Raw genomic sequence first — 17,601 nt, 5'->3', positions numbered from 1 at the left:
TATTGGAGCAAAAATATGAGAGATAATATTGCGAATTATCAAAAGGCATTTAATATCGTTATTAATAAATTAAAAGAGAAAAAGGATATTGTAGCTGTATTAGTATTTGGTAGTATGGTTACAGGGGATTTATGGGAAGGTTCTGATATTGATTTTTTTGCAGTAATTGAAGGTGAATTTAATTATATAAGAAACGTGTATACTGAAGAAAATGGTATAGCAGTTCATATAAAAATCATAAGTAAAGATAAGTTTATAAAGATTTCAAGTAATAATTCCATGGGTGGTTTTTTATACAGGATGATTGTATCCTCAAAAATGATATTTTGTAAGGATAAAGAAATAACAAAGAGCTTTGATAAAAGAAGATATCATCCAGATTTAGATAAACAAAAGTGGGATTTAGTATATTTTTCAGCGTTAATCAAAAATATTGATTTATGTAAAAAGTATATGTTTAATTCGGTTTTCCGTACAGCTTATTGTGAAGCTGTATTATGTATGGAAAAGTATTCTAAATTGTATGTTAATCATTTAGGATACACTATAAGCAAAGATACATTAGGTGTATGTATGAATTTAAATGATAGTTTTAAAATTATTACTGATGATTTTTTTAATAATAAAATGAGGTTAGAAGAAAAGAGTAAAATGATTATTGATTATTTGGAAGAAGATATTATGAAAAACATTAAGGAATATACGGCTACATTATTGAATTATATGATTAGTAAAGATAGCTTTTTAAGTGCTGAAGATATTATGTCTGATGATATTTTTAAAGGATATAATATACATTGCGAACATTTATTAAATAAATTATGGGAATTGGATATAATTAAAAAAGATAAAAGGGATTGTAGTTTTGAAAATACAAAAATAATTGAAGAAAATATATATTTTCTTTAAAGAGATAAAAATATGAATAAAATAAATAAATATAAAATTAAGTTCAGGAAAAACTTACCGAAGTATATTCAGATTGCAAGCCATATAAAGAATCTTATTGACAAGGGACAAATAGAGGACGGCGAAAAGCTAATACCGATTAGAAAATTGTCGAAAATTTTAGAAGTCAATAATGTAACTGTAGTTAATGCTTATGAAAAGTTGGATTCCGAAGGCTATGCAAATAAAAAAATGGGTAGCGGTACATATGCAATGAAAAAAGAAGGAAACAAAAATATTTTAAAAGAATATACGGTTATGTATAAAAAAATTACTAGAGGTAATTTATCAAGTTATATTGATTTTACTGGAGAATCAACCTCCCCAGATTTTTTCCCAGCTACGCCTTTTAAATTTGTTCTTAACAAAGTTTTAGACAGAGATGGAGCTAAAGCTTTTATATATCAAGACGTTTTAGGCTATAGAGGTCTTAGGGAAGTTATCAGTGAATATTTTTGGGACGATACTGTTGATTTAGAGGATATCTTGATAATTTCAGGTGCCCAACAAGGTATAGATATTATAGCTAGAGCATTATTAAATGTTAATGATAACATAATAGTTGAAAAACCAACTTATGGTGGAGCACTTAATGTTTTTAAATATAGAAGAGCTAATATATTTGAAATTGATATAAGAAAAGATGGAATTGATATAGAATTAATGGAAAAAGTGTTGCAAAAGCAAAAAATTAAGTGTTTTTATATGATGCCTTATTTTCAGAATCCTACAGGATATAGCTATTCTTTAGAGAAAAAGAAAAGATTATTAGAATTAGCAGATATTTATGATTTTTATATAATTGAAGATGACTATTTATCTTATCTCAAATATGACGAAGAATTGTCATATAAGCCATTGAAATCTATGGACATAAATGAAAGGGTAATCTATATAAAAAGTTTTTCTAAAATTTTTCTACCAGGTATTAGATTAGGATATTTGATTTCACCTAATAAATTTAAAGATCAGATACAAATGCATAAGATTAATACAGATATTACTACGTCTAGTTTAATGCAAAGAGCTCTAGACCTATATATAAGGGAAGGGTTTTGGAAAAAACATATCGCATATTTAAATTGTGAATATAAAAATAGATATAATTATTTAATAAGCGCAATTGAAAATTCGCTCAGTGAATATATTCAGTGCTTTTCTATTGATGGGGGACTAAGTGTTTATTGTAAAATTAAAAATGGCGTTAGTTCTATTGATTTGTTTAAAGAATGTAGTAAGAATAAAGTGCTAATTACTCCCGGAGTTATATACTATTTGAATCATAATGATGGTTTAGGCTATTTTAAATTAGGTTTTTCAAAGATTGAAAATGAACAAATAGATAAAGCGCTAAATATAATAAAAATGGTATTAGAAAAAGAGAGTGAAAAACTATGAAAAAAGGTTTGCTAAATGTAGATTGGGGAAATATTTTAGACTTTAGTTCAGCAGAAATAAGTTATTTTCTTTTTCTTGAAGGAAAGAATATAGAAACTATATCTTTAATTAGAAATATAGATAGAGGAGAAATTCAGAAACAAATAATTGAAGGTAAAATAAAATATCGATATCTTCTAAAATCAAAGAGACCTATAGATTTGATTAGGGAAATTGATTCGGCACCTAAAATTGATAGAAAACAAATTTTAGAAATGTTAAATGAAAGTAATAAAAATGAGTTGATTTACTTTATTAATGATAATTATGTAGACATGAGTGTTAATGAGAAGATACGTTCAGTATGGATAATAGGCGAATTGAAAGCTTTATATTGTAAAGGAATTTTAGTTAAAGCTTCTGTACACAAATTAGTAAATGTAAGAAGGATGGCTATTTCTGCTATGACAAAGATAAATAATATTTATTTTGAGCAAGTTTTAATTAGAACTTTAAATGATAATAATCCTCAAGTTGTGATGTATTCAATAAAAGGGCTAACTAATTTAAAAAGCTATAAGGCCAAGGTGAAAATTATTCAGATATCAGAAAAATGGAATAAAGACTATATTACTAGAATAGCAGATGATTATTTTAAGGCTATAGAAAGTAAAGATATAATATAATTGAAATGGTTTATTTATAGTTTAACAAGTTTTTAGTCAGGAGTGAATAAATGGAGTATTTAACAATACTAGAAGAAGCTGAAGATGAGTTTGAAGTTAAGAAATCAATTTTTATAGGATATATAAATAGAGTGTCATGTGAAGAAGAGGCTATTCAGTTTATTAATAATATTAAAACTAAAAATAAAGATGCTAGACATAACGTTTATGCTTATGTTATAGGACAAAATAAAGAAATACAAAGATATAGTGATGATGGTGAGCCAAAAGGAACTGCAGGAATACCTATCTTAGAAATATTAAAGAGAAAAAACTTGACAGATGTGGTTGTAGTAGTAACAAGATATTTCGGAGGTGTTTTGCTAGGAACAGGTGGGCTTGCTAGAGCTTACTCAAAAGGAGCTACTATAGCTATTGCAGCAGCGGGTATAGTAGAAAAGGTAATAGGAGTAAAGTGCGAGGTTATATGTACATATGAGTTTTTGGGTAAGATTCAATACATATGTGATATAAATAAGTGGTATATTGAGGATATTCTATATGAGGACAATGTAAAGATATCTCTGTTTTTAGTAAAAGAAGATATAGATATTTTTGAAAATGAAATTAATAGAATTACGTCAGCAAAAGCTAACATTAATGTAGAAAAAGAAAAATACTATTTCAAAAAAGAAAATAGATTGTATTTAGAATGCAATATTTGACCTTTCTTGATAAATTGTTGTATTTATTATAAAATGTATTTGTAGTTTCAAATAAGAACTGCGTAAAACTAGATGTAGTTAACATATTTTAGAATGGGGGATCATAATGTCAGGACATTCAAAGTGGAAAAATATTGCCGCTAAAAAAGGCAAGAATGACGCAAAAAAAGGTAAAATATTCACAAAAATAGGAAAAGAAATTATAATTGCAGCAAAACAGGGAGGGTCTAGTCCAGAGATTAATGCTAGATTAAGGGACGTAATTGCAAAAGCAAAAGCGGCTAATATGCCTGGAGATACAATTCAAAGAGCTATAAAAAAGGGTGCAGGAGAACTAGAAGGCGTAAATTATGAAGAATTTGGATATGAAGGATATGGTCCAGCAGGTGTTGCTATAATGGTAGATATTCTAACAGATAATAAGAATAGAAGTGCTGCTAATGTTAGGTATTATTTTGATAAATACGGTGGGAATTTAGGTGCTAACGGTTGTGTATCTTATATGTTCAATAGAAAAGGACAAATTATAATCGAAAGACAAGAAAATCATGATGAAGAAGAATTGATGATGATTGCTTTAGAAGCTGGGGCAGAAGATTTTGTTGCTAGTGATGAAGTGTTTGAAGTAATTACTGATCAAGGTGAATTTTCAAATGTAAGAGAAGCACTTGAAGAACAAGGATTTGAGTTTTTATCAGCAGAGATAACAATGATTCCAGATGTTATGGTTTCATTAGATATGGAAATGGCTGAAAAAGTTCAAATATTAATTGATAAGCTTGAAGATGATGATGATGTGCAAAATGTTTATCATAACGCGGAATTTCCGGAAGATTTTGAAGGCTAACCCAGTAATAATGCGGTCTCAAGGAAGTACAAGTATTTAAAAAGTAGCGATTTTCCGACATTCTTCCACCGTAATTTTTTTTGGGAGGAAGATTATTTTAATTTAGAGTTAATTAGCTCTAACTTATTTATACTATCTTGTTTTATTTTTCTAGTTAGATGTGTATAAGTATTCATTGTTGTAACACATGTACTATGACCTAAACGTTCTTGAATTTCCTTAATATTTACGTCATTTTCTAGAAGTAGTGTAGCATGAGTATGTCTTAATGAATGAAATTTAAATCGAATACCAAGCTTATGATTAATAATATAGCTTAAATATTTAATATTGTTTGAGGTGATAGGATTTCCTGTTTTATCAGTACATACAAATTTTGAATTGTAGTACTTTTCACCATATTTAAGCTTATTAAGTGCTTGGTATTTTTTCTGTTTTTTTAAACAATTTTGCACTGTTTCTCCAATAAATATTTCACGACAAGAGGATGATGTTTTAGGAGTACTAAAAATCCATTTTTTATCTTTCTCAACTAAAATCTTTTCTATTCTAATAGTACCATTTGTTAAATCAACGCAATCCCAAGTTAAACCACATACTTCTGAAGCTCTCATGCCAGTGCCAAAGCCTAATTGTAATGGAGTATGAAATCTATCTCCCTCAGGGAATCTTTTAAGTATCTTATTAAAGTCCTCGGTACTTATTATTTTTAAATCATCTCTATCTTTTTTTGTTTCATCGAACTTTGGTATTCTAACACCTTCCATAGGATTTATTTTCAGTATATTATATGGGAAAACAGCCATTTTTAAAGAGAGCTTTAGTATGCTATTAATACTTTGAACTGTATCTTTAGAATAATTTTTATCAGATATTTCATTAATAAAGTTTTGTAAAACTATAGGCTTCAGATCAATTAATTTATAATCACTTAGATATGGTAATATCTGATTTTTTATATATCTTTCATATCTCTCCTTAGTTGAGTATTTACAGTTAAGGGTAACATATTCATTAACCCAATAATAAATGTAGTCTTTAAAAATAACATTGCTATCATAGATTTGAGAATCTAAATTTTCATACTTTCTAAGTGCATTATTTAGAGCAGAAATAGCCTCACCTTTTGTAGTGCCTCCTTTTCTTTCGATTTTATTCCTTTTACCATTTACTTTTGCTAAATCAAATGTGTAATACCAGGATTTGCCTCTTTTTCTTATATAGCCTTTCATATATCTTCACCTTCATTTATTTTTTTATTGATATTACATAATATCTTTATATATATTTTCAAATTTATCAACTGTTTCAGTTTTCATTTTTTTAGTGACATGTGAGTAGGTATCCATCGTAATTTGTATTTTACTGTGACCTAATCTTTTTTGAATATCAATAATTTTGGCGCCAGCTTCTAATAATAAAGTTGCGTGTGTATGTCTTAAGCAATGAGAAGAGAAATCTATTTTAAGCTCATATTGTATTACTCTTGTCATATACTTTAAATGGTCCATTGTTATATTAGTACCATTTTCTTTAGTACATACAAAGTTTGAATCAAAATAGTGTTTTCCGTACTTGTTTTTATTGGCAAGTTGAGATTTTTTTTGGGATTTAAGTATTTCTATTAAGGTATTTCCAATAGAGATACTTCTATATGATGATTTAGTTTTTGGCGTTCCAAAAGTCCATTCTCTATGTTTTTTTAATAGAATTTTTTTAACTTCAATAATACCGATATTTAAATCAACACAATCCCATGTTAACCCACAAATTTCAGAAGCTCTCATACCTGTATTGAATCCAATTTGTAAAAAAAGATGATAATAACTTGAAGAGGGGAATCTTTGTAGAATTCTTTTATATTCATCTATAGTAATGGTTTTGATTTTTTTATTCTCCGTAGATGAATTTTTAATTACTGGTATTTTAATATACTTAATTGGATTCTGATTTATATATGCATATGGAGTAACTGCCATTTCTAAAGCTTTTGATAATATAGTTCTATAACTATCTAAACTTGATTTAGAGTATCCTTTTCTACATTGGTTGTTTAAAAATTCTTGTAAAATTATCGGTTTCAAATCTCTTAATTTAAAATAACCTAAATTAGGTTTCAAGTGATTTTTAATAGTACTTTTGTAATATACATAAGAATTATATTTACAATTAATTTTCACGTAATCTTCAAGCCAAAAATCTAGATAGTCTGATACACTAATATTATTTTTAATTGGGACATAGCCTAAAATCTCAAATTCACTAATAGCATTTCTTAATGTTTTAAGGGCCTCCTTTTCACTTTTTCCGCCTTTTCTTTCTATTCTTTTTCTTTTGCCCTCAATATTTCCTATATCAAAATAATAGTACCAATAGTTCCCTCTTTTTCTTACTCCACCTTTCATTTTGTGCCTCCATAATTACCTGTTTTCCCTGGGTTTAAACTTGCTAGTTTAGTAATCTCAAAAACATCTTCATATTTATTTATTAGTTTTTGCTTGGTTTTATTATCCAATTTATCATAGTATAGATTAAAAAAATATTTAAGAGATTTAAACCCAAGCCTATGCTGTATCCTTGTGATATCCATATTTGAATTTATCAGTTTCTTTGCATAGCTATGCCTAAAAGATTGAAAACTCATATCGATAAATAATTCATAGTTTATTAGTTTGCTAATATCCATAGCTGCTCTTTTAGTGATTAGTTTGCCAGTGGTTCTAGTACATATAAATTCTGAAAAAGAGCTATCATAGTCTAAATCTTTTTCTCTTTTTGTTTGATAGTCCTTATGAGCTATTAGAATTTCTTTTAACTTATTTTTTAAAGGTATAATTCTATAGTACTCTTTGCTTTTAAGCGGTTGTAGTTGCCATGTTTTGTTTTTGTATGATATTATATTTTCTACTCTAATAAAATCCCTACATAAATCTACACATTCCCATCTTAATGCAAAAACTTCACTAGTTTTCATGCCTGTATAATAGGCAATGTTGATGGGAACGTAATAATCAGTTCCTTTAGGAAATTTATTTAATATTTTTTTATATTGATTGTCTGTAATGAACTTAATTTGATCTCCTATTTCATAATTTTCTTCACTACCTGGTATTGTAACATCATCCATAGGATTAGTTTTTATATAATTATACTCACTTATTGCAGATTTAAGTGAGGTATTTAATATATCAGATAAGCCATATATTAATGTTTTAGGTAACCGTCTGATGTATATTTTGTTAATAAAACTTTGTATCGTAAATGAAGAAAGCGTTTTTAATTCATAAAGACCTAAATTAGGTACTATAAAATTATTAATTAATTTTTCATAAAATCTTTCTAAATCCATATCGTAATTTTCGCTTTTAAATTTTTCAAACCACAAATCAATGAATTTGATATATTTTATATCATCATTTATTTTTTGAAGGTCATTATTACATTGATTAAGTATTAATTTAAGAGTCTTTAATGCTTCTTGTTTTGTGTTTCCTCCTTTTCGTGTAATTCTTCTTAACTTCCCATTCTTTGTATCAATATTTACGTAATAGTGCCATGCACTATTTTTTTGAAATACTCCATAATTCACAAATATACCTTCTTTCTGTTGCTTAAAGAAATTACATAAATATCTTTTTCTTTATTGATTTTTTATTTTTTATACCTCTCACTAAAGTACTTTGTAAATCCTAAAATCTCTTTAGCAAATTCATTAAAATCCTCTTCTGAAAGATTTTCTAACTCATATCCACAATACTCAATTAATTTTGTATTCATAAGATAAAGCTCGGTTGCTTCTATTGGAGATTCTACTCCGTTAATGCAATATGAGGCTCTTGATTCGTATATATAATCAAGATCTGCTTCTGGGTCTCCTTTAATTTCTTCTACAGCTTTTTTAAGTTCCTCTTTATTCTCCCAATTAGTAACGCTTTTTAAATAGTTCTCAATCTTTTTATTTAATTCTTCTTCACTATAAAAGAAACTAATGGGTACATCGCAAGTGTCGGCTATCTTTGCTAAAGTTGTATAGTTAGGGTATTTACTACCAGCTTCAATATCGCCTATATAACTTTGCGAAAGGCCGATATTGTCTGCTAATTTTTTTTGAGTGTAATTTTTGATTCCTAATGAATTTGCTTTAATTTTTCTTGCTTCTTTAATTTTTTCACCTAGTTCTTTTTTATTTAGTACCATGTGACACCTCCTTTACAACTATTATAACGCATTTAGCGTTATTGTGTCAATAAAAGTAAGAAAAATCTAGAATTTGTAAGTTAAGAAGTGTACAAACTCTTAAAATAATCTTATATAGCGTTAAAAATGGTTTGAGTAATTATATAAAGTTATTATATTATCTTGTTAAGAGATATTAGAAATTGAAAAATAGATTTGCAAGAGCAAATCCACCTTTACTGTAAAATGTAAATTACAAAAAGAGAGGGGGACATTATGACCTTTGAAGAAAAAGTAAAACTTATTCCTTGGTATAAGAAACTACAAATTCTTAGGATTGTAGATGATTTAACGCAACTAGAAGCTGCTGATAAATGTAATACTACTCGGAAAATATTTTGGCTTTGGGAAAAGGGGAAAAGCTATCCAAATAGAAATTCACGTAGATCTATTGCAAAGGCATTTAGAATTGATGAAAAAGAACTATTCAATAGCGTAGCAAAATAAGATTAACTAATAAGATTTTATTTTTAGAAAGGAGTATTTTATGGAAGATTATTTATATACCGTTGATGAAATAGCTAAAATTCTTAAAGTTAACAAAAATGCAGTTTATGATCTAGTAAGAGGTGGGGTCTTGGACGCTTTAAAACTAGGTAGATTAAAAATTACTAAGTATGAGCTTATAAGATTCCTCAAAGAAAATAGTGGAAAGGATTTGACTGATTTAAATAACATAAAAGATTTACAATTTTAACGGTCAAATACTTAACACCTAAGTATGCTGCTATATTAAAATTATTAAAACAACAAAGTATAAAACTTATTAATTACTTGAAGTATTATTTAGTTTTTTAAAAAGTTTAGGTATATCAAAGCCGGCATCTTCAAGATGAGTAATTAAATTTCTAACATTTACATCGTATGTTATGAAAGTATCATTAGTTTTAAAGCTATATCTAATTACGTTAGAATTTTTGAGCATACTTCTATCCATTAGATAATCAATTGATACATCAAAATAATCGGCAAGAGACATAATAGTTGTAATATCAGGGATGCGTTTACCATTTTCCCAATTGCTAATTGCAGTTCTTGTTACACCAAGAATTTTACCAAGATCTTCACCAGACAGTTTTCTACTTAAACGTTCTTCTTTAATTTTTCGACCTAAACCATTTATCATCATTAACCCCTCCAGAACATTATACTTTTATTATAAGATATCTAAATGGTTATATAAACTAATTAACAAACAAATAAGATAAATTTAAAAAAATAATACAAAAAATCTAATTTAATAAATATTTAACAATATTTACATAAAAATGGTTGAAAGTAACAGAATGATAACATATAATGTAAAATAAAGCATTAAATATAAAAAAAACATAAAAGAAAGGAGAAAAAGATTGAACCTTGCAGCTTATAGAAGATTTATAAATGTTAGTCAAAAAGAAATGGCTAAAATAGCAGGTATAAGCCTAACTAGTTACAATCAGAAGGAGCTAGGTAAAAAGGAATTTACACAAACACAAATAGGAAAAATCACTAAATTTCTAAAAGAGAAGATTCCAAATGTGACAATTGAAGAAATTTTTTTCGGTTAAATTGTTATCATTGTGTTAACAAAAACAATTTTAGGAGGTAGATTATATGGATATCAGAAAATTACCGGTATTACTCAAAGTAGAAGAGATGGCAGAAATTTTAAACGTTGAAAACAACTCAATTTATAAGCTTATAGTAATAAACAGGTTACCAGTAGTAGTGTGCTATAATCAAACGATTAGAGTACCAAAGAAAGATTTTATTAAATTTTTGATAAGAAAAGAGGTTATGGTAAGTTAAGAAGGAGGCATATTATGAATCTAACTAAGATTGAGCATAAACATAAAAGAGTGCTTACTACAGAAAAATTAGCAGAATCTTATGGAGTTACAGCAAAGCAAATAAGGAATAATTATTATAGGAATCAAGGTCGTTTTAAAGAAGGAATTCATTTTTTCTGTTTAACAGGCCAAGCATTAAAAGACTTTAAAGATGCGACACCTCTTTCAGAGGTTTTGCAAAATGTAAATAGCTTATATCTCTGGACACTAAAAGGAGCCTTTAGACATGCAAAAATTTTGAACAATGATGCGGCCTGGTACATATATGAGCATCTTGAAGATAGCTATTTTATACAAAATGAACTTATAAAAGATGATTTAAGTCCGCAGCTGCAGCATCTGATCAATTTAGAAGTTCAGCAAAATAAAATGAAAGTGGATTTAGATAGAAATATAAAAGAAACCCAATCTGTAAAAGGCCAGATTGAGATTATAAAAAGTGCGATAATTATAAATCCTCACCAGGAATGGAGAGAAAGTACTAATAAAATTATAGCAAAAATATGTAAAAAAGAAAACAACTATAAAGAGGTAAAAGATGGCATATACAAGGCTCTAGACAGAAGAGCTAAGTGTAACTTAAGAATAAGGCTTAATAATATACGTAAGAAAGCTTTAGTAAGAGGAGAGCCTTCATCTGATATTAAGAAGCTTAATTATTTAGATGTAATAGCTAAAGATGATAGATTAATTGAGATATATCTATCAATAGTAAAAGAAATGGCAATAAAGAATGGTGTAGATGTTGCAGGATATTGAAGGAGGGGTTTAAATGGCAAAATACAGACAAATTCAAACAAGTTATTGGAATGATGGTTTTGTTTTAGATCTTCTTCCTGAAGAAAAACTTTTCTATATATACATCATGAGTAATCCTAAATCTAGCCAATGTGGTATTTATGAATTACCAAAGCAGATAATTAGTATGGAGACAGGCTATGATAGAAAAACTGTGGATAAGTTGTTGATAACATTTGAGAAATATGGAAAAATAAGCTATTGCAATGAAACTAAAGAAGTTCTCATCTTAAACTGGGCCAAATACAATCCACCTAATAATACCAATGTTATTAAATGCATTAATAAAGAGCTAAATGAAGTAAAAAACACACCATTTATAGAGGAATACTACAAAGCAATAGTTAAGCTTAAAATAGAGACTAGAGAGATATTTGAGGGTATAGAGTTAACGTTTTTAAATAATACAGAAGCTGAATCAAGAAATGAACACGAGGATACTGAGAAAACTGAAATGATAAATACACAAGAGAATAATAAGAAAGTTGAAATGATAAATACAGAAGAAAACAAAAAAGCCTGTGAAATGATAGATAAACTAGAGAATAATAAGGGAAATGAAAATAACAACTATAATGATGAAAATAGAGATAACAAAAACATAGATGAAGAAAGTATAGATGAAAATGAAACAAGGAAAACCAATATTGATGATTGGAAAAATTGCAAAGAGCTGAATAATAACAGCTCTTTGCAATATACAAATCAGACTATTAAAAGCCCCTTTATAGGGGCTATGGAGGCCCTACCAAGTAAAGAAGTAATAAGTAATAAAGAAGAATTAATAAGTAATAAACAAAAAAGAAGAAGTAGTAGTAATAATAACTATAGTAATTATAATAACAGGGAAAGTGGAGAAACAAAGGATGAAACAATCAAGGATAAAACAACTGCAACTGCAGCTACTTTCCAAAACGTAATTTTAAAATTTGAGAGAAACATTCATAGAATATGCCCAGTAGAAGAAAATCTTCTTGAATTTTGGTGCAATGAAATGGGTGATGATTTAGTTAATAAAGCAATAGACGAAGCTGTTATGTATGATGTTAAGAATATAAGATACATAGATAAAATACTTAAATCCTGGAATAAGAGTGGAGTTAAACAGGTTATTGAGCTTAAAGAATATAAGAATAATTGGGAACATAACCGCTTGAAAAAGAAAAATAATAACGGGATAGCTCCGTGGAATGGGTATGTTGGTGAACCAGATAGATATGATTTTGATGCTATTGAAAAGAATTTGCTGGGGTGGAACTGATTTCTTTTTCTAAACTCAAAATATTGCTTATATATTTAAATTTGCTTGAGTAGTTAAATTGATTTTTATATTAATTTGCAATGTTCAATTTGCAATTAAGAATGATTTTACAAGGTAAAATCTTTGAATTAATTAAAAGATTTTTGGATAAGGGAGAAAGTGCCTATGAGTTACAACTGGCAAATTGTTAGTTGGTGTGTTAGCAAAAAATATAACCGCTGTTTCTGGAGTATAAAGTGAAAGGTTGGCAGCCAAATCAGCTTTTTAGAAACAACGGTAATATTAATTTAAAAATGGGGTTTTAAAATACTTATATCTAAATACTTGACAGATTTTTGATTTATATACATGAAAGTTAATAAAAAAATAAAAAAGATAGTTTACAAATTTATTTCTGGATATAGAGTGCAATTTGAACAAACTGTGAACTGTGCACCGTGAACTGCAATATCTAAAAGGGTGGTGTTTTTATTGGGAAAAGTTGATATGGAAAAGGTAATCTTAAAAGCCAAAGATGGTGATGAAGAATCACTAAAATTCTTGCTAGAAAAATATAGACCGTATATTTTAAAATTAGCTTCAAGATACACAATACCAGGTTATGATTTTGAAGACCTGGTCCAGTTTGGATATTTGTCTGTAATTAAAGCTATAAAAAAGTACAAGATAGGCAGCCACTCCTATAATGGATATATAATACGAGCGGTACGGAATAATGTATTTGATCTCTTAAGTAAAACGATTAAAAAAAATAATGAAATACATTATATTGATAATTTAAATATTCTTGTGGCAAAAGAACTTACTATAGAGGAGCATATAGTAACAGAAGATGAAATGAAAAGGCTTAATATTGCTTTGCATATACTTAGTGAAGAAGAACGTAAAATCATTAAAGAGTTCTATTGGGATAAAAAAAGCTATAGAGCTATGGCTAGGGAAAATAATTTGGATTATAGGAAATTGATAGGTGAAAAGAATAAAGTGATTGAAAAAATTAGGTGGATATTGGGGGATTGAAGTAGGTAGAAGAGCTATACAAAAATACTGATGTTGTAGTTTGTAACAGTGTTTTTGTATGGTGTCTATTGAGAAAATTTTCCGTATTGTATATAATATAGGAAAAGGTTTTGATGTTATAGGCGTAGTTGTAAAAAATTATACATCAAAGGAGAGAGTTTTATGTTTAAAAATAGTGAATTTAAGGCTTTTATAATTGGATTTATAACGTATTTTTTATTATCAGTTATTTTAGAATTCTTAGATATAAATACTGTAATTGTTAAAACGAGTATTTTTGCTATTATACTAATAATCTATTTTGTAATGAAGTTGTATAAAAAAAATAATAAATAGTAATGTTTTTAAGTTGTGTAATAGTAGTGAAAATTTATGAATAATAAATTTAAAGCATTTTATTTAAAGGGGGATTAAAATGAAGGATAATTATAGAACTACCAAAATAGCACTAATTATTTCTGTAATCTCAGTTATTATTTCTTTAGTGGGCATTACTTTTGCTGTAATGTATTTTAGATTATCAATTTTTAACGGAAAGTCCACAGATAGTGCCACAACATTATTTTGGTGTATGATTTCAATCTTTTTTGCAAATATAACCATGCTTATAATATGTAAAAATAAGTACAAAAAATTGGTTAAGTAAGAAATATCTATTTTAACTGATTTTTTAAGTTGTGACAGAACAGTAAAATATTGTGTACTAAGTAATAAATAAAACATTTAGGGGGAGATTAATTTGAAATACAAATCAATGTTTAGTTGCATTCTAATGCTCGGACTAATTATCATTACTGGTTGTTCCAATACAACGCAAGGTGAAGCGGAACAAGTTGCTACAAATTTTACAACACAGTTTTATAATTTGGAATCAGAGGAATCTAAAGATACTATAGAATCTATAGATAAAATTCAATCTTCTCACGATAAATTTAAAACTATTATGACTGAAGAAGCACTAAATTTATTGTGGGAAAATAGAATGTATGCGAGAAATATTTATTACTGTGCAAATAAAGGATGTAGCATAAAGATTAAGGAAGTAGATTTGAATAAAAGATTTTATGACGAAAAAGAGAATAAGATAGGTTTTGACTACAGTGCAGTGATTGAAATAATTTATGATAATGATGAAATAAAAGAAGTCAAGGAAGAAGGATATGTAGGACTTATTAATGAAGATAATGAATGGAAAGTTTATTCAAATGAAATTACACGATATTCAAAGGTATTGATGGATGAAGACTAATTATAATTCGTGATTTTCACAAACTGTGTCGTGATCGTATAATAGGGGGAGTTTAAATATGAAATATTTTGGATATGCAGTATTAGGATTTATAGTATTTTGGGTTGTTGAATTTTTATCTATAAATATTGGTAGTGCACTTGGTTCAGGACCTAGTGAGGCAGGTCTTGTAGTTAGTGCCATAGCAATATTGTGTGCAATAGTAGTAATATGCACATTAATAATAGTAGATACGATTAAAAATATTCAAAAATAGAAAATCTATAATTTGTTTCGCAGTATTCTAATATTATGTAGTAGATTACTAAGAAACCTATAGAAAGGAATTAGATTATATGCATAAATATATTTATGTTGAAGCAAGTTCAGATGGAGTATTTAGAAATTCTAATCATAGAGAATTAATTGATAAATATAGTTCAGAAGGGTGGAGATTTGTTACTGCTATTCCGACTAAATTTAGTGGATATGGTGTTATTAAAGAATTTGATTTAGTTTTTGAAAAAGAAGAATAATAGAATACTATTAAGTATTAACAATGAACTTCAATACAATGAGGTTCTTTTTTATTACCCAAAAATCTAAAAATATTCAGTAAACTATCTTCAAACTACATATATATAAGTGAATAGCAGTTACTGTGATTTTTGCAGTACCAGAGGAGGTGATCCTATGTATCAAGATTTTGCTAACTTGATTTCAACAGTGGGATTCCCAATCGGAGTAAGTATCTTTTTACTTGTTCGCTTTGAGAAGAAGATTGAGGAGTTAACTCAAGTTCTTACAGAGCTAAAAGTAGTAGTTACTGCTGTTATTGAGGATAAAGAAAGGTAAGTTTAACTTGCCTTTTTTTACGTTGGGGGAGATTTTTATAGTACTGCTTTTGGTCCATATATAAGAAATATAAATCTAGAAATGCACAATGCACAATTCACAATGCACAATTAAGGTCAAGACACTAAAATAGAACACAAAAGAAATTTACAATTTTCAATGTGTAATTAGCAATTGAGGATGATTTTGCTATGCAAAATCTTTAATTGAACTAAATAATTAGCGGTTTTTTTACCTTTCTTCTTTATATCTAGAAAAAGATAAAATTATTTTGGGAAACTTCAGATAAATACATATATATAAGTGAAAGAAGATTTAAGAGAAATATGGAATTATGGATGATTTTCTTCCATTAAGTCAGGAAATATCTAATTATATAGAAGATTCACAGATGAAAGAAGAAAATCATCCATTATTAAAATATGTATTCAAGGCATTAATGCTTTAGATTTTTAGATTCTAATGGTTTAATTGCAAACTGCAAATTGAACATTGCAAATTATTTTTAAAAGGAAGGGTTTTAGCTTTTAATCTTTTAATTGCAAATTGAACATTGCAAATTGCACATTATATTTTAAAAAAGAGGGGGTGATAGATTTGAATATTATAGATACACATCTAAAATTTAACGGTAATTTTAGTAGAGGTAACAAACCTAAATTCCTTGTACTGCATCATGCAGACATAAGCCGCTGCTCTATACAAGATATTCATTCTTGGCATCAAGCAAAAGGGTGGGCAGGATGTGGTTATCACTACTTCATCACAAAGAGCGGAGATATTTACAGAGGCAGAACTGATGATATGATTGGCTCCCACTGTAAGGGACATAATACTAATTCTCTTGGCATTTGTTGTGAAGGTGACTATGTTGAAGAGACTATGCCTGATAAGCAACAAGAAGCTTTATGTGAGTTATGTTGTAGCTTGATGGATAAATACAACATTAAGACTATATATGGACATAAGGAGCTAAGAGCTACTAGTTGCCCAGGGAATAAATTTCCTTTAGATGTAGTTAAGAATAAAATGACTTTAAAAAAAACTTCAGGAGGCTCCAATCCCTACTGTGGGTACCTATTAAGAATAAATTCAAATCATTTCGATGAGAATGTAAGACTGGTACAAAAGAGGCTTGTTGAGTTTGGCTATGATGTAGGAATATGCGGGGTAGATGGCTATTTTGGTGATGATACTTACCTTGCAGTACTCCACTATCAACAAGATCATGGGCTTAAGGTTGACGGTATAGTAGGACCGGAGACTTGGAAAATTCTATTTTAAAAACCAATGTGCAATTTGCAATTGGCAATTTGCAATTGAGGATGATTTTGCTACGCAAAATCTTTGATTAATTAAACAAATATTTTTAAAAATGTATTAGGTTTTTAATGTTTAATGGTTTTATCTTTTAATCTTTTAATCTTTTAATCTTTTAATTGCAAATTGAACATTGCAAATTGCAAATTATCCTTTAAATGAAGGGAGGTGATATTATGGCAGTAGTTTCTCAACCATCAGGAAGTACTTTAGAAATGAAGTATTATGCTGGTAAAGATGAAAATGGAGATAATGTCTACAAAACTCAAAGATACACTAATCTAAAAGTTGCAGCAACTGATGAAGATGTATTTTCCATTTCAAACTCACTAGCAGCATTACTTGAAGATCCAACTATTGAAGTAACTAGAGTTAATGAAGAGTTACTTGAGGAAGAATAGTTATTAAAGATAATGCACAATTCACAATTATCAATGCACAATTAAGATCAAAAGAAATTTGCAATGTGCAATTTGCAATTTGCAATTG

General features: G+C 28.0%; 25 protein-coding genes. 20 read left to right on the top strand and 5 right to left on the bottom strand.

The genetic code is table 11. From position 1 onward, the window contains the following. Positions 1 to 15: 15 nt before the first annotated feature. The 5 genes from ACVHXK_RS10940 to ACVHXK_RS10920 all read left to right on the top strand — a co-directional run bounded on the left by ACVHXK_RS10940 (position 16) and on the right by ACVHXK_RS10920 (position 4,562). A complete protein-coding gene (locus ACVHXK_RS10940) occupies positions 16 to 909 on the top strand; it encodes a nucleotidyltransferase domain-containing protein (protein ID WP_461206430.1) in 894 nt (297 codons plus the stop codon). Positions 910 to 930: 21 nt separating this feature from the next. Further along, complete coding sequence (pdxR, locus tag ACVHXK_RS10935; RefSeq protein WP_461206477.1) at positions 931 to 2,346, top strand: MocR-like pyridoxine biosynthesis transcription factor PdxR; 1,416 nt, start codon at positions 931 to 933, stop codon at positions 2,344 to 2,346. Next, the gene (locus tag ACVHXK_RS10930) at positions 2,343 to 3,011 is read left to right on the top strand and encodes a HEAT repeat domain-containing protein (protein WP_461206429.1); all 669 of its coding nucleotides are present in this window, start codon (positions 2,343 to 2,345) and stop codon (positions 3,009 to 3,011) included. The genes pdxR and ACVHXK_RS10930 overlap by 4 nt, the downstream gene beginning before the upstream one ends. Before the next feature lie 50 nt (positions 3,012 to 3,061). Beyond that, on the top strand, positions 3,062 to 3,715 hold the full coding sequence (locus ACVHXK_RS10925) for a YigZ family protein (protein WP_461206428.1): 654 nt from the start codon (positions 3,062 to 3,064) through the stop codon (positions 3,713 to 3,715). Between the two features lie 106 nt (positions 3,716 to 3,821). Further along, on the top strand, positions 3,822 to 4,562 hold the full coding sequence (locus ACVHXK_RS10920) for a YebC/PmpR family DNA-binding transcriptional regulator (protein WP_461206427.1): 741 nt from the start codon (positions 3,822 to 3,824) through the stop codon (positions 4,560 to 4,562). A gap of 92 nt (positions 4,563 to 4,654) precedes the next feature. Here ACVHXK_RS10920 and ACVHXK_RS10915 read toward each other — a convergent pair whose 3' ends face one another. The 4 genes from ACVHXK_RS10915 to ACVHXK_RS10900 all read right to left on the bottom strand — a co-directional run bounded on the left by ACVHXK_RS10915 (position 4,655) and on the right by ACVHXK_RS10900 (position 8,759). Then, positions 4,655 to 5,794 carry a tyrosine-type recombinase/integrase gene (locus ACVHXK_RS10915; protein WP_461206426.1) on the bottom strand — a complete coding sequence of 380 codons (1,140 nt, stop codon included), beginning with the start codon at positions 5,792 to 5,794 and terminating at the stop codon, positions 4,655 to 4,657. A 33-nt stretch (positions 5,795 to 5,827) separates the two neighbouring features. Continuing rightward, entirely contained in the window at positions 5,828 to 6,967 is a 1,140-nt protein-coding gene (locus ACVHXK_RS10910; protein WP_461206425.1) for a tyrosine-type recombinase/integrase, read from the bottom strand. After that, positions 6,964 to 8,151 (bottom strand): tyrosine-type recombinase/integrase, encoded by a 1,188-nt coding sequence (locus ACVHXK_RS10905; protein WP_461206424.1) that lies wholly within the window; start codon positions 8,149 to 8,151, stop codon positions 6,964 to 6,966. Before ACVHXK_RS10905 ends, ACVHXK_RS10910 begins: the two co-directional genes overlap by 4 nt. A gap of 62 nt (positions 8,152 to 8,213) precedes the next feature. Further along, a complete protein-coding gene (locus ACVHXK_RS10900; RefSeq protein ID WP_461206423.1) occupies positions 8,214 to 8,759 on the bottom strand; it encodes a helix-turn-helix domain-containing protein in 546 nt (181 codons plus the stop codon). Between the two features lie 255 nt (positions 8,760 to 9,014). Here ACVHXK_RS10900 and ACVHXK_RS10895 point away from each other — a divergent pair, with 255 nt between their 5' ends. Further along, positions 9,015 to 9,245, top strand: a complete 231-nt coding sequence (locus ACVHXK_RS10895) for a helix-turn-helix transcriptional regulator (protein WP_461206422.1) — start codon at positions 9,015 to 9,017, stop codon at positions 9,243 to 9,245. Between the two features lie 40 nt (positions 9,246 to 9,285). Then, positions 9,286 to 9,495, top strand: a complete 210-nt coding sequence (locus tag ACVHXK_RS10890; RefSeq protein ID WP_461206421.1) for a helix-turn-helix domain-containing protein — start codon at positions 9,286 to 9,288, stop codon at positions 9,493 to 9,495. 69 nt (positions 9,496 to 9,564) lie between these two features. Here ACVHXK_RS10890 and ACVHXK_RS10885 read toward each other — a convergent pair whose 3' ends face one another. After that, complete coding sequence (locus ACVHXK_RS10885) at positions 9,565 to 9,927, bottom strand: helix-turn-helix domain-containing protein (RefSeq protein ID WP_461206420.1); 363 nt, start codon at positions 9,925 to 9,927, stop codon at positions 9,565 to 9,567. A gap of 223 nt (positions 9,928 to 10,150) precedes the next feature. On the opposite strand from ACVHXK_RS10885, the gene ACVHXK_RS10880 reads away from it, so the two are divergent. The 13 genes from ACVHXK_RS10880 to ACVHXK_RS10820 all read left to right on the top strand — a co-directional run bounded on the left by ACVHXK_RS10880 (position 10,151) and on the right by ACVHXK_RS10820 (position 17,513). Beyond that, positions 10,151 to 10,348: a helix-turn-helix transcriptional regulator gene (locus ACVHXK_RS10880; RefSeq protein WP_461206419.1), complete on the top strand. Its 198-nt coding sequence runs from the start codon at positions 10,151 to 10,153 to the stop codon at positions 10,346 to 10,348. A gap of 46 nt (positions 10,349 to 10,394) precedes the next feature. Further along, positions 10,395 to 10,589, top strand: coding sequence for a helix-turn-helix domain-containing protein (locus ACVHXK_RS10875; RefSeq protein WP_461206418.1), 195 nt, complete (start codon positions 10,395 to 10,397; stop codon positions 10,587 to 10,589). A 14-nt stretch (positions 10,590 to 10,603) separates the two neighbouring features. Further along, entirely contained in the window at positions 10,604 to 11,389 is a 786-nt protein-coding gene (locus tag ACVHXK_RS10870; protein WP_461206417.1) for an ORF6N domain-containing protein, read from the top strand. A 13-nt stretch (positions 11,390 to 11,402) separates the two neighbouring features. Continuing rightward, a complete protein-coding gene (locus tag ACVHXK_RS10865; RefSeq protein ID WP_461206416.1) occupies positions 11,403 to 12,689 on the top strand; it encodes a DnaD domain-containing protein in 1,287 nt (428 codons plus the stop codon). 471 nt (positions 12,690 to 13,160) lie between these two features. Further along, positions 13,161 to 13,709 carry a sigma-70 family RNA polymerase sigma factor gene (locus ACVHXK_RS10860; protein ID WP_461206415.1) on the top strand — a complete coding sequence of 183 codons (549 nt, stop codon included), beginning with the start codon at positions 13,161 to 13,163 and terminating at the stop codon, positions 13,707 to 13,709. A 162-nt stretch (positions 13,710 to 13,871) separates the two neighbouring features. Beyond that, a complete protein-coding gene (locus ACVHXK_RS10855) occupies positions 13,872 to 14,045 on the top strand; it encodes a hypothetical protein (RefSeq protein WP_461206414.1) in 174 nt (57 codons plus the stop codon). A 79-nt stretch (positions 14,046 to 14,124) separates the two neighbouring features. Then, complete coding sequence (locus ACVHXK_RS10850) at positions 14,125 to 14,355, top strand: hypothetical protein (protein WP_461206413.1); 231 nt, start codon at positions 14,125 to 14,127, stop codon at positions 14,353 to 14,355. 93 nt (positions 14,356 to 14,448) lie between these two features. Beyond that, on the top strand, positions 14,449 to 14,958 hold the full coding sequence (locus ACVHXK_RS10845) for a hypothetical protein (protein WP_461206412.1): 510 nt from the start codon (positions 14,449 to 14,451) through the stop codon (positions 14,956 to 14,958). Between the two features lie 58 nt (positions 14,959 to 15,016). Next, positions 15,017 to 15,214, top strand: coding sequence for a hypothetical protein (locus ACVHXK_RS10840; RefSeq protein ID WP_461206411.1), 198 nt, complete (start codon positions 15,017 to 15,019; stop codon positions 15,212 to 15,214). Between the two features lie 79 nt (positions 15,215 to 15,293). Then, a complete protein-coding gene (locus ACVHXK_RS10835; RefSeq protein ID WP_461206410.1) occupies positions 15,294 to 15,473 on the top strand; it encodes a DUF4177 domain-containing protein in 180 nt (59 codons plus the stop codon). A 157-nt stretch (positions 15,474 to 15,630) separates the two neighbouring features. Next, positions 15,631 to 15,792, top strand: a complete 162-nt coding sequence (locus ACVHXK_RS10830; protein WP_461206409.1) for a YvrJ family protein — start codon at positions 15,631 to 15,633, stop codon at positions 15,790 to 15,792. A 597-nt stretch (positions 15,793 to 16,389) separates the two neighbouring features. Beyond that, the gene (locus tag ACVHXK_RS10825; protein ID WP_461206408.1) at positions 16,390 to 17,076 is read left to right on the top strand and encodes a peptidoglycan recognition protein family protein; all 687 of its coding nucleotides are present in this window, start codon (positions 16,390 to 16,392) and stop codon (positions 17,074 to 17,076) included. 212 nt (positions 17,077 to 17,288) lie between these two features. Beyond that, entirely contained in the window at positions 17,289 to 17,513 is a 225-nt protein-coding gene (locus ACVHXK_RS10820) for a DUF1659 domain-containing protein (protein ID WP_461206407.1), read from the top strand. The last annotated feature ends 88 nt before the right edge of the window (positions 17,514 to 17,601 follow it).

Source organism: Clostridium sp. DL1XJH146, from assembly GCF_054819755.1.
The sequence above is the reverse complement of the archived record's forward strand: the minus strand, read 5'-3'. Positions and strand labels throughout refer to the sequence as shown.

Bases quoted from the DNA above. Each gene is read 5' to 3' on its own strand.
- ACVHXK_RS10940 (WP_461206430.1), top strand. From the start codon at position 16: ATGAGAGATAATATTGCGAATTATCAAAAGGCATTTAATATCGTTATT.
- ACVHXK_RS10930 (WP_461206429.1), top strand. From the start codon at position 2,343: ATGAAAAAAGGTTTGCTAAATGTAGATTGGGGAAATATTTTAGACTTT.
- ACVHXK_RS10925 (WP_461206428.1), top strand. From the start codon at position 3,062: ATGGAGTATTTAACAATACTAGAAGAAGCTGAAGATGAGTTTGAAGTT.
- ACVHXK_RS10920 (WP_461206427.1), top strand. From the start codon at position 3,822: ATGTCAGGACATTCAAAGTGGAAAAATATTGCCGCTAAAAAAGGCAAG.
- ACVHXK_RS10915 (WP_461206426.1), bottom strand. From the start codon at position 5,794: ATGAAAGGCTATATAAGAAAAAGAGGCAAATCCTGGTATTACACATTT.
- ACVHXK_RS10910 (WP_461206425.1), bottom strand. From the start codon at position 6,967: ATGAAAGGTGGAGTAAGAAAAAGAGGGAACTATTGGTACTATTATTTT.
- ACVHXK_RS10900 (WP_461206423.1), bottom strand. From the start codon at position 8,759: ATGGTACTAAATAAAAAAGAACTAGGTGAAAAAATTAAAGAAGCAAGA.
- ACVHXK_RS10895 (WP_461206422.1), top strand. From the start codon at position 9,015: ATGACCTTTGAAGAAAAAGTAAAACTTATTCCTTGGTATAAGAAACTA.
- ACVHXK_RS10890 (WP_461206421.1), top strand. From the start codon at position 9,286: ATGGAAGATTATTTATATACCGTTGATGAAATAGCTAAAATTCTTAAA.
- ACVHXK_RS10885 (WP_461206420.1), bottom strand. From the start codon at position 9,927: ATGATGATAAATGGTTTAGGTCGAAAAATTAAAGAAGAACGTTTAAGT.
- ACVHXK_RS10875 (WP_461206418.1), top strand. From the start codon at position 10,395: ATGGATATCAGAAAATTACCGGTATTACTCAAAGTAGAAGAGATGGCA.
- ACVHXK_RS10870 (WP_461206417.1), top strand. From the start codon at position 10,604: ATGAATCTAACTAAGATTGAGCATAAACATAAAAGAGTGCTTACTACA.
- ACVHXK_RS10865 (WP_461206416.1), top strand. From the start codon at position 11,403: ATGGCAAAATACAGACAAATTCAAACAAGTTATTGGAATGATGGTTTT.
- ACVHXK_RS10855 (WP_461206414.1), top strand. From the start codon at position 13,872: ATGTTTAAAAATAGTGAATTTAAGGCTTTTATAATTGGATTTATAACG.
- ACVHXK_RS10850 (WP_461206413.1), top strand. From the start codon at position 14,125: ATGAAGGATAATTATAGAACTACCAAAATAGCACTAATTATTTCTGTA.
- ACVHXK_RS10840 (WP_461206411.1), top strand. From the start codon at position 15,017: ATGAAATATTTTGGATATGCAGTATTAGGATTTATAGTATTTTGGGTT.
- ACVHXK_RS10835 (WP_461206410.1), top strand. From the start codon at position 15,294: ATGCATAAATATATTTATGTTGAAGCAAGTTCAGATGGAGTATTTAGA.
- ACVHXK_RS10830 (WP_461206409.1), top strand. From the start codon at position 15,631: ATGTATCAAGATTTTGCTAACTTGATTTCAACAGTGGGATTCCCAATC.
- ACVHXK_RS10820 (WP_461206407.1), top strand. From the start codon at position 17,289: ATGGCAGTAGTTTCTCAACCATCAGGAAGTACTTTAGAAATGAAGTAT.